The 12,858-nt window shown below is 57.3% G+C and carries 15 protein-coding genes and 1 pseudogene; 6 read left to right on the top strand and 10 right to left on the bottom strand.

Features of this window, described 5'->3' with window-relative positions:
- A pseudogene (locus tag C5L12_RS26655) lies at positions 1-362 on the bottom strand (hypothetical protein); the annotation flags it as partial.
- Positions 363-371: 9 nt separating this feature from the next.
- A complete protein-coding gene (locus C5L12_RS26650) occupies positions 372-665 on the bottom strand; it encodes a hypothetical protein (protein ID WP_105375034.1) in 294 nt (97 codons plus the stop codon).
- Between the two features lie 331 nt (positions 666-996).
- Here C5L12_RS26650 and C5L12_RS26645 point away from each other — a divergent pair, with 331 nt between their 5' ends.
- Positions 997-1,338 carry a helix-turn-helix domain-containing protein gene (locus tag C5L12_RS26645; protein WP_105375033.1) on the top strand — a complete coding sequence of 114 codons (342 nt, stop codon included), beginning with the start codon at positions 997-999 and terminating at the stop codon, positions 1,336-1,338.
- Positions 1,339-2,041: 703 nt separating this feature from the next.
- Here C5L12_RS26645 and C5L12_RS26635 read toward each other — a convergent pair.
- From C5L12_RS26635 to C5L12_RS26615, 5 genes are read right to left on the bottom strand one after another with little or no spacing between them, the layout of a single operon-like run.
- Positions 2,042-2,302 (bottom strand): hypothetical protein, encoded by a 261-nt coding sequence (locus tag C5L12_RS26635; RefSeq protein ID WP_245423050.1) that lies wholly within the window; start codon positions 2,300-2,302, stop codon positions 2,042-2,044.
- Positions 2,299-2,622, bottom strand: a complete 324-nt coding sequence (locus C5L12_RS26630) for a hypothetical protein (RefSeq protein ID WP_105375032.1) — start codon at positions 2,620-2,622, stop codon at positions 2,299-2,301. Before C5L12_RS26630 ends, C5L12_RS26635 begins: the two co-directional genes overlap by 4 nt.
- Positions 2,623-3,246 carry a thermonuclease family protein gene (locus tag C5L12_RS26625; RefSeq protein WP_105375031.1) on the bottom strand — a complete coding sequence of 208 codons (624 nt, stop codon included), beginning with the start codon at positions 3,244-3,246 and terminating at the stop codon, positions 2,623-2,625. It abuts the gene before it with no gap.
- Positions 3,243-3,875 carry a thermonuclease family protein gene (locus tag C5L12_RS26620; protein WP_105375030.1) on the bottom strand — a complete coding sequence of 211 codons (633 nt, stop codon included), beginning with the start codon at positions 3,873-3,875 and terminating at the stop codon, positions 3,243-3,245. Before C5L12_RS26620 ends, C5L12_RS26625 begins: the two co-directional genes overlap by 4 nt.
- A 16-nt stretch (positions 3,876-3,891) precedes the next feature.
- Positions 3,892-4,587, bottom strand: a complete 696-nt coding sequence (locus C5L12_RS26615) for a thermonuclease family protein (protein ID WP_245423051.1) — start codon at positions 4,585-4,587, stop codon at positions 3,892-3,894.
- Positions 4,588-4,699: 112 nt separating this feature from the next.
- On the opposite strand from C5L12_RS26615, the gene C5L12_RS26610 reads away from it, so the two are divergent.
- From C5L12_RS26610 to C5L12_RS26590, 5 genes are all read left to right on the top strand, one after another.
- On the top strand, positions 4,700-5,098 hold the full coding sequence (locus tag C5L12_RS26610; protein WP_105375029.1) for a hypothetical protein: 399 nt from the start codon (positions 4,700-4,702) through the stop codon (positions 5,096-5,098).
- A 7-nt stretch (positions 5,099-5,105) separates the two neighbouring features.
- Positions 5,106-5,855, top strand: coding sequence for a ParA family protein (locus C5L12_RS26605; protein ID WP_105375028.1), 750 nt, complete (start codon positions 5,106-5,108; stop codon positions 5,853-5,855).
- 5 nt (positions 5,856-5,860) lie between these two features.
- Positions 5,861-6,262, top strand: coding sequence for a hypothetical protein (locus tag C5L12_RS26600; protein ID WP_105375027.1), 402 nt, complete (start codon positions 5,861-5,863; stop codon positions 6,260-6,262).
- Between the two features lie 4 nt (positions 6,263-6,266).
- On the top strand, positions 6,267-6,659 hold the full coding sequence (locus tag C5L12_RS26595) for a hypothetical protein (protein WP_105375026.1): 393 nt from the start codon (positions 6,267-6,269) through the stop codon (positions 6,657-6,659).
- Positions 6,660-7,011: 352 nt separating this feature from the next.
- Complete coding sequence (locus tag C5L12_RS26590) at positions 7,012-8,643, top strand: relaxase/mobilization nuclease domain-containing protein (RefSeq protein ID WP_245423049.1); 1,632 nt, start codon at positions 7,012-7,014, stop codon at positions 8,641-8,643.
- A gap of 61 nt (positions 8,644-8,704) precedes the next feature.
- Here C5L12_RS26590 and C5L12_RS26585 read toward each other — a convergent pair whose 3' ends face one another.
- The 3 genes from C5L12_RS26585 to C5L12_RS26575 form a co-directional block, all read right to left on the bottom strand.
- Positions 8,705-9,289, bottom strand: coding sequence for a hypothetical protein (locus C5L12_RS26585; RefSeq protein WP_105375035.1), 585 nt, complete (start codon positions 9,287-9,289; stop codon positions 8,705-8,707).
- A 356-nt stretch (positions 9,290-9,645) separates the two neighbouring features.
- Positions 9,646-10,701: an RcgR family putative quorum lactone hydrolase gene (locus C5L12_RS26580; RefSeq protein WP_105375024.1), complete on the bottom strand. Its 1,056-nt coding sequence runs from the start codon at positions 10,699-10,701 to the stop codon at positions 9,646-9,648.
- A complete protein-coding gene (locus tag C5L12_RS26575; RefSeq protein ID WP_105375023.1) occupies positions 10,688-12,295 on the bottom strand; it encodes an RcgA family putative transporter in 1,608 nt (535 codons plus the stop codon). The genes C5L12_RS26580 and C5L12_RS26575 overlap by 14 nt, the downstream gene beginning before the upstream one ends.
- Positions 12,296-12,858: the final 563 nt, after the last annotated feature.

The following is a 12,858-nucleotide window of genomic DNA, read 5'->3' as shown; positions in this document are numbered from 1 at the left end:
CGAAGATGGTAGCCGCGGTCAATGAGGACGGGACTGGCGTCCTTGTCGACGTGGAACGGACAGGCGACGGCGTGGTTTGGTCGCTCCTCATGCCGACCGGGGGCATCGTCCTTCGGCGTCAGCCGCCGCAGCGTGAAGGTGCGCTCCTGTTGGATCGGAGCAAGCAGTGGCTGATGGTGTGCCTCCAGGCAATCACATTCGATCCAGCCATTCATCAACTTGACGCGGCGGATAACTGAAAGCGCAACCGCCTCATCGGCGCTTGAGGCAGCGTTGCCGTACCAAGCGCGCAACGCGAGGGCCTTGCTGTCGGTTAGTTCAGCCAACATATGCGTTGGGCTGTTGCGGACCACGATACGCATCGTTCGCCGTCAGTGCCCGATCGACCACAGGCTGAAGCCGAGATACCCGACCCCCGCGGAGCAAGCGAGAGCAAAGGTCGTTTCCGCCCAACTGCGAATGCCCCAAAAGCTGCTTCTCGCCGACCGAGCACCTTCAATGACGACCGACAGGAAGATGTAGGTCGGAATGACCATGGCATAGCCCAAAGTCAAGCTGTCTCGAAAAGCCATCCGAGCGGCGACGAATGCGAGCGCCAGAAATAGGATCGCTATTGCTAATTGCCGCAGGTTGATCCGATAGCCAAACTGTTCGAGCGATCCCATACGTGTTCTCCGTTCATAGGAAACAGATCAAAAATTTAACCGCAGTAAAAGTTTGGAGCAATCGGAGATGGGTCTACAAGGAGGATAATTGTCCGCTTCGAGAGACGTCGGGGGCCGCTTGCACAGGTTGCCCGCTGCAGTGTATTGAAGTCGCACACGAAGATGAGCACGTTAACGCTTAAGTTTTTTAGTCTCTGGACAGCCTTATGCATCGGATGAGCATTAGAACTTTGAAACATCCACGTGACTGTCGGCGCGCTCACGCACTTGGTTATCGGCCCGTATGGCTCGGGAGCGCGTTGAAGGGAACTCCGCGCGAGGGTGTCGTTTGATGTCGCAGTTGACGGACGATAGCGCCGACCAAGTTTCGAATGTGATCGACCTGACGTCTCTCTCCTTCCAGGAACGGCTCGCTATCGGTCTGATGCGGTTGAAGGCTCAACGGCGGTTGACGAACAAGGATCTGGCCGACCAACTTGGCGTGTCTGAAGCGTACATGTCGCAAGTCACCCGCGGCATGCGGGATGTCAAGCTGTCCACCCTCGATAAGATGCAGCGCGAGTGGAATGTCACGATTGAGGATTTGTTCAGAATCTCGGAAAGTGATCTTGCTCGGATCGCCGAGTGGCGAGCCCGTCGAAGGGAAAAGAAGACAACCGCCGAGCCGACGTAAGTTCTTCCGGTGACACTGGTCCGAAGCGGATTAATGGTTCAGGTTGAACCAGAACCTCTGCTTCACGCCTTGTTCGTTAGGGATATCGAAGTAATACGCCTCTGCACGGCGCGGCCGCGGCATTGCGATCTGCCGAACGCAGCTATCGCTTCGGTCACCGAAGCTCCGCCGTATCACGACATTGCTCTGGTTGGTTTCGGAAGCGCGCTGACCGGGAGATCGGCATACATCCACCGTCTTAATGCATTGGTCAGGCTCGCCCCTCCAGCCATTATCTCCCTGCGAGCTGTAGCCGAGGTTGGTGCCTGTGGGGCAGTCATCGTAGGTCTCGTGTCCCGGCTTGCCTGCATTGGCCTCATGGCAGATTGGCCACGAAAACCCCGGCTCCTTCATGGCTGCAATGAGCTCTGTCATGGGCGGAACGCAGTAGGGAACCCCGTGCCAGGACGGGTTCTGTGATGCGGCGCAGAGCAGAACCTGGCATCCCCAGGATGCATCCTCGGCATTCGCCGGGAGCGCTGATGGCGCAAAGGCCGAACCAACCATGATTGCGGCCATTATCAGTGTCGGTCTCATTGTCTGCCCCCTCAAACTGTTCATTGGATCTGCGTCCAGACGCCATCAATTTCTGCAAAGGAGAGCACGCCGGGTTGGCTTGCTCCGGCAAATGATCCCGCCGTCGTTGCGATGATACCCGAGCAGGTCACACGCGGCACGGAATGACGCGGATTGCGTTCCGAAACGCGCATCGCCGGGCGGATTGCGCAAGCACAGCGCTAGCCTCCTCGTCGCTTGGGACGTCAGGTTTCGTCTTTTGTGACGCTCCGTCTTTCAGTCGAGCGATCTCGTGTTCGTGTTCGGTCTCGTGGCCACTTCTGATCACTTCGTTGATCGCATAGCCGCCGGCCGTGCCAACCAGAAAGGTGGTCACCGCCAAGACCGCGCCACCGGGGGACTTGTTCATCGCCACCTCCAGTATCCCTTAATCCCAGGGCGCTTCAGGATAAGAGCCGGATCGGTCTCGCAGTCTTTTTTCCAATCCGGATGCTTGGCGCAGGCATAGGCGTACTGGCTGAGATCGGCTGACGAGAGATCGGCAAGCTTGTTGCCGACAGCTTTCCATCGTTGAACCTCGGCTGGATCGCAACCAGCGCCTCCGGCACCGCAAGAGCCCGGGTCGCGCTGCTGCATCTGGTTTTGAGTAACGCCGTCCCCGGCGATCGCTGTCGAAGCGGATAAGGACAGCAAGATGAGCGCCATAGCGGCTCCAACAATGCGGTTCATTCAACCTCCATGCACTTCGTTTGGAATGGGCGATTTGTCGCGGACAACGGGCAAGGGCAGAGGCATGTCGCTGTCAGGCTCCAGTGAACGATCCCTGGCCTTATTCCCTTCCGCCTGCCAGGCGGTGTAGAGCCACGGAGGAAGGAGATCCAACGATGACCAGACTCCGTATCCCAGGCCACGGGCTTTCCTCTCGATGTCGAAATATGCGGGCACCTGAGGTTCGCCGCGGTAATTGAAGGCGTAACCGATGCCCTCTGCGATCGCCGTGGCGGCAAGGTTTGTCTCCCCGATAAAGCAATGGGCGAGAATCACACCGTTGGCGTCGCGAGCAATAGGTGCGCAGTTGACGTCCTGCCCAAGTGTGCGAAGGATCATCCAGGCCCGCGAGACTTGGCCAGCCGGCCAGTCAATCCCATCGCTCGTCGCTGTTTGCTCAAGGCGGGGGGCTTCATATCCCGCAAGCCGCACGGTCTGCGCACTCTTCCTGAATTCAAAGGAAGTCGCGTCGATGACCCGGACTTTTCCATAGATCTGCCGCGGGATGTCAGCCGGCCGGACTTGTGCCGTCGAGGCCGCCGCTGTGATCGTCAGAAACATGATCGACAAGGAGACAACTTTCATCGTTGTGCACTTCTTTGGTCCGTTAGGATTGTGACGGGGTGGGGCAAGTCCGAGTAAGCCCACAGCCCGGCTCGTGCCGATCGCGCACTTTCTTCCGCCACCCTGTAGCCGGGGACGATCAAGGGGCCGGTGGTGTCTACCGCGGCAAATCCCCACCCCTGAGCGATCATGTAAGTTGCCAGATCATAGGACCGTTCGCCTGCTGTCGTCTGGCAGCCGACCACGGCATTGTTCTGATCGAGATCCTTGATGGTTGTACAGACGGGATCCGTATCTCTTATCAACGCCTGTACCATAATCAGGTTGAGCTCTCCGCAATCTCTGACGACGCCGGGAGAAATTGTGACGGAGGTCCCGCGGAGACACGCTTGCAGGCCGTAGAGGCGATATCGCCGCCCGCCGGAAATCCAGGTGTCGCCGGTTTCGAATTGCGCCTGTACTGGAAACCGCGCGAATTCGGTTCTATCGTTTTCGTGGCTATCTGCGCTGGCCCGTTCGCTCCCGAGCGCCTGAACCGAGACAATAGGAGCTTGGAAGTGAGGAGGTTCTGAGAGGTTCGAGCCCGCGAGCATGGGCATGATCGATATGCCTGCGAAAAGGCTGGAGGCTGCGAGCGTGGACATCAACATCAGGAACCTCATCGGATCAGTTCGTGGAGGGATTCGCGCGATAGCGCTCACCGTAAGGATGCGTGAAGCGGGCGTTAGCCCAGATTCCGGCTTTGGCCATCTGTGCGCGTCTCTCTGCCTGTGCATATTCTGGAAACACTGCCCGGCCGGTGCGATCGCGTGCCGCGAACGCTACTCCCTTCGTAATGAGCACTTCGGAAAGCGATTGTGTTTCACCGTCCTTCACGAAAAAGCATTCGGCAAAACCTACGCTCGGCGAACCAGCATTTTGGCCGATGAAATGGCACGGGAAAGCATTGGCGGCGGGCGCCGCCGCTTCGCCGAGCATGGCGGTTAGGCCGGCGAGCGAGACCATCGCGCATGTCGTCTGCAGGCTGGCGAATTCCATCCCCTCGGTCGAGAGGCAGCCTTGGGCGCCGGCCAATTTGACGATGGTTCCGTCGGAGGCAAGAAATGCGCTCCCGCTCAATGCGCCTTCAGGTGTGATGGTTTGCAGGTCGAGCCGCTCGGCGATCGACGAGGTATCGAGGGCCGTTTGGGGGGCAGGGATCAGATCGCGCCCTTCTGCACAGGCCTTCTGATAATAGCTGACAAATTTCGAGACGGCATCCTCTTCGCCCGCGAGTGCGACGGCATTCGTCCCGCATGCAATGGTGCAGAAGAGGAGTTCAGCGAGCCGTCGTGCGCCAGGATTCATGCTTGCGTCCGTCATCAATTGGCTCTGGAGATGATGCACAAAATTATACTGAAGTGCAAGTCTGGAAGATTCGGAGAGATTGCGATATGACTTTTGCAACGCGGAACTGGCATACGGAGAAAGGCACATGTCGGCACAGCAAAAGGCCATCAGGATCGTGACTGCCGCTTTCCGGGCCGTGTGGTTCTTGATCTTAATCGCCAACTTCCTGGTCGTCTCGGCCGCCTGTGTCTTGATTACCGCTTTTGTTGCCTACGCCCTTGCGCTGACGATTTCATATCTCTTATTCTCGCCGGAGTGGACGCGGGCTCTATGGCAATGGGCGCTGGATCTTTACGCGCAGTTCCATTGGTTCAAAGGCGCTACGATTACCTTCTTCATGCTCCTTCTTCTGCCGATCCTGAAACTCTGGCCGGGCAGTGATCTCAAGGCAGATGCAGCCCGCGAGTGCGAGGCGATGAGAATCAACGACGATCTGATCGCGGCTCGTCATCGGGCGCAGAGCAAAATGAAACTTCGGGGCTGAGGGATCCATGACAGGCAAACCACTCTCGCTCGCGATCTCGACCTTCAAGGGCGGCGCTGGGAAATCGACCTTGAACGTCAATCTCGCGGCCGAGTTCGCGCAGCAAGGACATAGGACACTGCTCATCGATTGTGATGAGCAGGAATCGTCGACCCGCTGGTACAATGTCTCCATGAAGCGAGGGCTGCTCCCGAGCGACGGCACGCTGCTGCATCTGCGAGTCGCGCCGGACGATCGGTTCGCAGATCGCCTTGCGGAGGCGCCCGCGGCCGATATCCGGATTTACGACGTTGGCGGATACGTCCACCAACGGGCAATCGAAGTCTATTACGAATGCGATGCAGTTCTCATTCCTGTCATACCCGAGCCGACGGCCGCGACCTCAGCAATCAAGGTCGTGACGATTTTGAAGGAGATTTCCAGGACGCGGGTGCAAGGTCCAATCCCGTACGCAGCGATCTGGAACTATGTGGACATGATCGCCCTCAGGCATAATCGCTCCCTTCCGGAGGTCCATGCTATCCTGACGAGCGGCCGGATTAGAATGGTGGACACGGTCATTCGCAAGAGCAATCACTTTAGCGACGTCGGCGCCGGCTTCGGATCGCTCTATTCCAAGCTTGCCAGCATCGAGAACAATCCGGCGCTGACGCCGTCGGCCAAGCGGCGTGCCTCAGAAAGCGTGCTTGATGCGATCGACCTGGTCAAAAAGATCAACAACGAATTCATCGGCCTTCTGCAGGCCGAGGCTGCCTGAGCGCGATGTCGAGGGAAAGAACTCCAGCCGGCAACATTCTCGCTCTTGCCCGATCGAGAGAAGACCAGGCGAGGGACGTGCAGGAGGATGCTACCTCTTACATGCCGACCGGCCTCGACCTGGACAAGCTCATGCCGGAGGATCCTCATCCGGCGCAAGAGGGCGTCGAGCGGGAAACGAGGTCAGAGCACCGTCGCTCTCCAGTGAATCGCAAACTTCGGGAAGAGCAGGCAGTAAAGGCCCAAGCCGATGTGAACGTGGGATCGGTCAAGCGAAAGCGCATTTCCCTTTACCTCGATGACGACGTGCTGACGAGAATCTTCCGTGTATCGCTGGAACGGCATGAACAGCTCTCATCGGCGACCCACAGACTGATCCTCGAAGCCTTGAAGGCGAGGGGGATGTAGGCAGATGCGTGAACCGGCCGTCATGTTCCGTCTACCTGCCCATGTCCTCAGCAACGTGGATCTGCTTGCCAGCCGTCTCGATATCTCTGTCAATCTTGTTGCAAAGCTCATCGTCACCAGAGAGATCATGCATGTGTCGGCGATGCTGGAGGAGCATGACCGGCAGCTGGGAAACATGCATCAGTTCCTCCGCGAGCTTGCCTTTCGCAACGAGGAGTTTCTGTCGAAAGAGCGCGACCAGGCTGTGCTGGGCGCGGCCATCATGGCGAAGCTGGACGAGGTGATGAGCGCCCTGGACTCAATCCGTGATGCAGCTTTCGTAAGACCTTCGACCTTTGTCGCCGATCTGATCAGGAGACACGATGAACGACCTCTCCAGAAGTCGCTCCGGATCTAGGCGTGAAGGCAGAAGGCTGCCGAGCTATTTCGACCTCATCGAGGACGAGCTTCGACGGCGCGGCGGCGGGGGCGGTGGAGCGAAAAAAGTGCTACCGAGGGCAAATACCGGCATGCCCTCGGCAGCACGCAACGCCGGCGCAGTGACCGCGTTCAGCAGGGCGAGTGGCAACAACGCCGTCGTCGTCAAGGTGTTGTCGTATGGAGCAGGCGCTGCCTCGGCACGCAACGTTCTTGCCTATCAAAGCAAGGAAGAAAAGCCACACGATCAGGATGGCCGCGAAGTCTCCGATCTCAGCGCAGAAGTCCGATCCTGGGAGAGGGAGTTCGGAAACCGGAAAGGAAGCAAGGACGTGCTGCGGCTGACCTATGAGCTCGAGAGCACCGATCGGGACCGCGTTGCGCGCGCATTGAGCTCGCTCGCGTCAGAAGGGTTCCGCGACGTTGGTGATACGGATCGGACCTACGCGTTCAGCGTCAGCGAAGGCGTGAAGGGCCAATCCCGTCTGAACCTCGTGCTGGTGATTGCGCATGAGAAGAGGGACCGATCCGACCGCAGCAGCCAGAATCGCATCGCGGCTGAGATCGATGACGCGCGCGCGATCGATGCACGGGTGGACAAGGCACTGCGAGCGGAGGGGATCGCGCCGGTTTCGCGCTGTCCGGCGGAGTTTTCGAGTGGTCCGAAGGGTTTTACGGCGGCGCTGCATGCGATGCAGCGCCGAGACGCGGAAGTAACGCTTTCGACCAAGACGCACATTGAGGAGCGTCCGGGCAAGAGCGGCCGCTATCACCAAAGCGTCGCACGGCGCGAGGTGACAACAAGCGATCACAAGCAACTCACTGCGGACGGCAAGATCGTCGGGGCGCTCATGCAGACACGCCAGCCTCGGGACTTCATGCATCTGTTGCTGTCGGGGCCGGCCAATGTCGACCGGGATCAGTTCATCCTTGCTGGCCGCGATTTCCTGAGAGAGCAATTTTTCGGTCACCGCTATGCTTATGCCGTCCACAACCGCAATGACCTTGATAAGCATCCGCATATGCATGTGATCGTCGGGTTACGTAACAGCAGCGGCAAGATGCTCAATCCAAATATCCGTGACTTCACGGAGTGGCGCGCTCGCTTCGCGGAAAAGGCGCGGGAACGCGGCATAGCGATCGATCGTCAAAAGCGCGTCGAACGCGCAGGTCCTCCGCCGGTAAAGAGGTGGGAGTGGGAGATGTTTCACCGCATGGGTGCGACAGCACCGTCTAATGTCGCCGAAAAAGTAATCTCCAAGCTTCGCGACAAGCCCACGGCGCCAAAGCTGGAAGAGGCGAGGCGGCGGTTCGATCAGACCAAGCACTCAGTTGGGCGCGTCATCCAAATGCTGGAAGGCATTGCCAAGGACCGAAGTGCACCCAGCACGGCGCGCGAACTGAGTCACGATCTGTCGATGGGGTTGCAGCGCGAGTATCGTCGATTAGAAACGGCCGTGCGCGACGGACATGATCCCAATAAAATGAAAGGAGAAGAACACATGCTGCGATCCACTCCGATCAGCGCCGCTCAGGCAAAGGCGGCAAAGGAGACTCTGGCGACAACCGCCATTAGCGTCGCCGCGAAGATCCTCAGCCCAACCGATCGGCGGCTCTTCGAGCAGGGGACTACCATCATCGGTAAGGTCGTGGGGCTGCAGCTGGACTCGCGTGTAACTAAGGATCGCGATCGCGCGGGCGTCAATAGGGCCAAGCGTTCCTCTGATAGCCTGGAAACGAAGTCGTCGGCTGGTCGCGACCACGTCGCGGAGCAGGGGATAGATAACAGGACTTCAAACAGCCGTACTGCCGACCAATCTCGCATAGCACGGTCAAATTCGGAGCACGAGAGTTCCGAGAACAGTCGGACGGATCGCGAACGCAACCAGCGACGGGAACGCGATCAGTCGAAATCGATCAAACTTCGCCCTCCGCAGGGTAAGGATCGGGATCGAAGCCGGTAGCCGAGGTATCGGCTCGGCAAACGAGGCATTTTCAGATCTCATGGCGATTGCCGATCCAAAATCATAGCAGTTTCAAAGCGTGCTTGATCTTCGTCTTGACCCAATCCAGACTAGCTCGTCGATCGCTTTCGCGCGAGCTGCCGGCATTTAATCTTTGATATAGAATCTCGGTGAAAGCTGGCGTCGCTGCGCTGTAGTGATAGAACTCTCCCTTGCGCACCAAGACGGTCATGGTCGGATCGACCTCGTACCATTCGGCTAGCTTCAATATCACGTCGAGCTCAGAGGCTCCAGGCCAACCCGGGGGCTGGCCTGGGCCCAGAAAATGGGTCGTCTCCATCCAAAAGTCTGGCGAGGCACCCGAGACCTTCAGGAGATCGTCGAGCAGCTGCGTAAGCCTTGCACTGCCAATGCCCGTACCACGATTGTATGGGAACGTGGTGTGCCGCCAAATAAATCCGAAGCGAACGCTGAGCTCGCGCATGTCCTGGAGCATTGCCAAGAATTCGGTGTCGATATCTCCCAGCGTATGATCTGCTAACTGCGGTCTATGCCGCAGCAGAATGTCGTCACGCTCAAAAATGACTAGGCCAACTGAGCCCTCTTGCCTGCGGATGCCGTGAACGTCGAGTACGTCAGTCTCCATACCTGCTATCATGCCGACTTGCTTTCCCTAAGTCCTAAACCCATGATTGGCGTCCCCGGCCCCGACAGATCTGCGGGACGCCTTTGCGATTTTTTGAAATTGATAAAAGGGACGATTACCGCAGATTGCACGATATCATGCGAAACCAACCGAAACGAAACGAAACGGTTCCAGTAAGTGCTTGTTTATAAGCGACGATTTTTGCAGGGAGGGCTCGGGCGTGCCACAGCGGGAGAACATTGAATTCCCGAACCCAGGTAAGTTCTTAGCTTGCGGCCAAGCGAGATTGCGTGGGTACGGAAATTTTTCATAGGTTCACGCGAAAGACGGAGTCGGAAAACCGAAGGTCTCGTCCGTTAGATTTTTGACTGCCCAATCGCTGATCGGATAATGCCGTTTGGAGCTTTTGCGCGCGATAGAAAGCGCTTCAGACTACAGCCCCCTAGCAAAATGTACGGTGGCGCGCCGAGAGAGTAGTGACCACAGTTCAGCTTGAGAACCTCTGGCACCGCGCCTGCTTGATGGAGCTTTTCGATGAAGTGTTTTGTTAGCTCGGGCAACACCACCTTGTCTCGGGTCGCGAACACCGCTTGAAGTGCAAGATCGGGTCGTGCGAGATCATGCGCGAAATTCTCCAAATTCAGCGGAGCCCATGCCCTCCGCAAATCTGTGAGCCTGATTGCCGGTTCTAGGCTGTCGCGGATCGATCGTGTTGCGCGCCCCGTCCAAACCATGTCTGCGAGACTTCCCGCCGTCAGGAACAGCGAAGCCTTCGATACAGCAGGTTCGTGCGCGGCAATCAGACCTGCCACCCATGAGCCCAAGCTCATGCCAAGAACCGAGATTTCATCGTAGCCTTCGCTCTTCAGCCACCGGATGAGCTTTCGCCCATCCAACACAGCCTGTCTTATCGATTGGATCGTGCGGCCGAGATTTGAGCTGAGCATATCGTCGGCATACAGCGCGCCGGGTCGGCTGCGTTCGAAATGATAGGGCATTGCAATCTCCACGACCGTGATCCCACGCCGCGAGAAGAAACTCGCGATCTGACGATTTCGGGCGCTGGCATTCCAATGATGGAAAATCACCAGAACCTGGTCGCGCGAGCAACTTTCGGTTAATTTTGCCCAGACGGTGTTGTTCTCGTCCACATCGGTGGCAATCTCCGAAGGAAATTTAAGCCACCCGTTGTGCAAGTCAAAGCCTCGCGCACTCCCCGCCGGCTCATCGTAAAAGCCTGGATCAGAAACAGCGCGTTCGGCACGAACACAAAACTGCTCAAGGGAATTTATCTCCTCCGCGCCGGGAAAGGCACGGCCCGCGTCGAGGATGAAATCCGTCGCTTTCTTCGCTGCTTCACCGCGTTGAGCGCGATGTTCGTCCCAACGATCCAGCCACCTATGAAATACCATGATTGCTCTCCGATTTGCGCGATTGCGGCAGCGCGAACTCGGGATCGAAGAGGCCGTAGGCCGCGATCAGCACTCCAGCGATGAGGAGGATTGAAAAGCCGTCAAAGACATCAATCAATAAATAGGTGGCAAAGAGCAGGCCCACGACCGCCGACATCTTCCACAAAGCCTCACGAAACGGATCTCCGACGTTTAGGCGGATGGAACCGTATAGAAAAACGACACAGGCCGAAATGGCCACAAGGAGGCTGCTGAAATGCGTGGGCATCCTATAGGCGAAGCTGTTGGCAGCGTGATGGTCGGGATAAACCACCGAAACGAAATCACGGAGTATCCAGGTCACGATGTCCCCTCCGTTCGAGCTCAGATAGGAACTCTGAACTTTCATACATATGGCAATGAGGACGCCAACGATGGTGCACCGGAAAATGCCCCGCATTACTCTCATGCGGATTTCGCCGCCCTCAGAGCGATGTTTTCCCCCAAGCCGATGCATTAGTCCCTCTTCGATTCTCCCGAAATCGTGTATGATTGTGTGGAGCAAAATAAGGCCTGCGAAGAACAGATAGAAGCAGAGGCACATATACAGGTAAGCCAGCCCAGTGAAAGCGATCTCCGTTGGCACTGATATGAGATCGGGTTGCACAATGGTTATCGTGCCCCAACTTGTCGCGTAGTCGCCACCGCCGTTCAGCAGCGGGATCAAACACACGCCGATCCACTGGAGAACACCGGCGATGAGCACGCAAATTACGAAGACCGCCCAATATGTATGAGAATATGACTCGATGTTTCGGGACCAGGGGGCGTCGGCTTCAAACTGCTCAGTCTGCGCCAGTAGACTGAAACGCGCATCCCTTTTCCAAAAGATAAGCAGCTCGGTCACAAGCCAAAAAAATAACGGCAAGAGTATCATGAACAGAAGCGTCCAGTTCGGCGCCCAAAGGAAGCCGACCTGCTTTGAGGTTCCATCGGGTCGATTATACGTGACGCTGTGGATCCCCACGATATACGACAGAAATCCGAGGGCTGAGGCACCGGCGAAGGTCAACGCGGGGAGGTTCAGCGGAGATCCGCTAGCAAAAAGGGCCTCCGACCGCCGTGCCAAGTTGAATCGCTTTTTTTCTTGAGAGACTTGACGCCATTCTGTCACCTCGTCTGAGATCGGCGTCTCACTATCAAAAGTCACAGCCCGAGCCATATCCGGCAACGCTGTACTAGTTGCCGACTTCCTCGAATCTCGCCGCTTGGCAATGAGGCGAGATTGCGCTGCGCTGAGCTCCAGGAGCCATTCGCTCGTTGCTTCCTTATCATCGCAGCCGAAGATCCGTGCCAGCCACGCGATGTTGGAAGGGCTGACCCCCTTGTCATTCTCTTGAAACCATAGCTGTACGGTGCGTAAATCGATCCCGGCCCGATTGGAGTCGATCTGCGTAATCGCCTCCGCCAGAAGCTCCGGAGTCCATGGCCCCTGGGGAAAGCCGTCGGTGCCTACCGGACGACCCGCACCCACCGCAGCTAACTGCTTGAACAATTCCTTGAAGTCGCTTCCGTCCTTGGGCGGGGCGACAAAAATCTTCCCATTCTTTTCCAATGATTCAAGCGCTCAATGTGGTTAGTTTTCCCAAATGCGCAGCAGCCCCTCTGCCTTTGTGAGTCCTTCCGATCAATGCCGTAGAATCTGTTCTGGTCCTCATCCCCATGGCGAATCTGCCGCAAAGCGCCGATTAGTCTCCGCGTCCGTCAGTACGACGTCGGCGCTGCTTCATGACAGCTTTATATAAGGGAAATCCCAGCGCGCAAAGACAAAACATCTCCTGCGTGTGTGAAATGCGAGAAAATTGATCGAGAATGGTAACGAAAATGTGATTTATTAGTAGGTTATGTCAACTAAGGGATCCCGGCGAGATAAAGGCAAAGCTATTCGGTGCTTCAATCCAAGATTGCTGCTGTCAAAGCTGAATAGGGCTGCGACGCTGTTATCCAGTTAGAAGCGCGACACTGGCTCTGATGATCAGCCCCCGATCCGGCCGGCTGGGCCGGGTTGAAAGGGCGGAGCGGGGGCGGGTGAGGGGCACCCCCTTCGGCTTTAGCTTTCTCGATAGCAATTATTCCGTCGCCGGTTGATACTTGGCTCACCTGCATGGGGCGGGGTAG

The organism is Neorhizobium huautlense, assembly GCF_002968575.1.
Taxonomy (GTDB): Bacteria; Pseudomonadota; Alphaproteobacteria; order Rhizobiales; family Rhizobiaceae; genus Neorhizobium; species Neorhizobium huautlense.
The sequence above is the reverse complement of the archived record's forward strand: the minus strand, read 5'-3'. Positions and strand labels throughout refer to the sequence as shown.

Bases quoted from the DNA above. Each gene is read 5' to 3' on its own strand.
- C5L12_RS26650 (WP_105375034.1), bottom strand. From the start codon at position 665: ATGGGATCGCTCGAACAGTTTGGCTATCGGATCAACCTGCGGCAATTA.
- C5L12_RS26625 (WP_105375031.1), bottom strand. From the start codon at position 3,246: ATGAAAGTTGTCTCCTTGTCGATCATGTTTCTGACGATCACAGCGGCG.
- C5L12_RS26615 (WP_245423051.1), bottom strand. From the start codon at position 4,587: ATGACGGACGCAAGCATGAATCCTGGCGCACGACGGCTCGCTGAACTC.
- C5L12_RS26645 (WP_105375033.1), top strand. From the start codon at position 997: ATGTCGCAGTTGACGGACGATAGCGCCGACCAAGTTTCGAATGTGATC.
- C5L12_RS26605 (WP_105375028.1), top strand. From the start codon at position 5,106: ATGACAGGCAAACCACTCTCGCTCGCGATCTCGACCTTCAAGGGCGGC.
- C5L12_RS26635 (WP_245423050.1), bottom strand. From the start codon at position 2,302: ATGAACAAGTCCCCCGGTGGCGCGGTCTTGGCGGTGACCACCTTTCTG.
- C5L12_RS26585 (WP_105375035.1), bottom strand. From the start codon at position 9,289: ATGGAGACTGACGTACTCGACGTTCACGGCATCCGCAGGCAAGAGGGC.
- C5L12_RS26620 (WP_105375030.1), bottom strand. From the start codon at position 3,875: ATGTTGATGTCCACGCTCGCAGCCTCCAGCCTTTTCGCAGGCATATCG.
- C5L12_RS26630 (WP_105375032.1), bottom strand. From the start codon at position 2,622: ATGAACCGCATTGTTGGAGCCGCTATGGCGCTCATCTTGCTGTCCTTA.
- C5L12_RS26600 (WP_105375027.1), top strand. From the start codon at position 5,861: ATGTCGAGGGAAAGAACTCCAGCCGGCAACATTCTCGCTCTTGCCCGA.
- C5L12_RS26595 (WP_105375026.1), top strand. From the start codon at position 6,267: ATGCGTGAACCGGCCGTCATGTTCCGTCTACCTGCCCATGTCCTCAGC.
- C5L12_RS26580 (WP_105375024.1), bottom strand. From the start codon at position 10,701: ATGGTATTTCATAGGTGGCTGGATCGTTGGGACGAACATCGCGCTCAA.
- C5L12_RS26610 (WP_105375029.1), top strand. From the start codon at position 4,700: ATGTCGGCACAGCAAAAGGCCATCAGGATCGTGACTGCCGCTTTCCGG.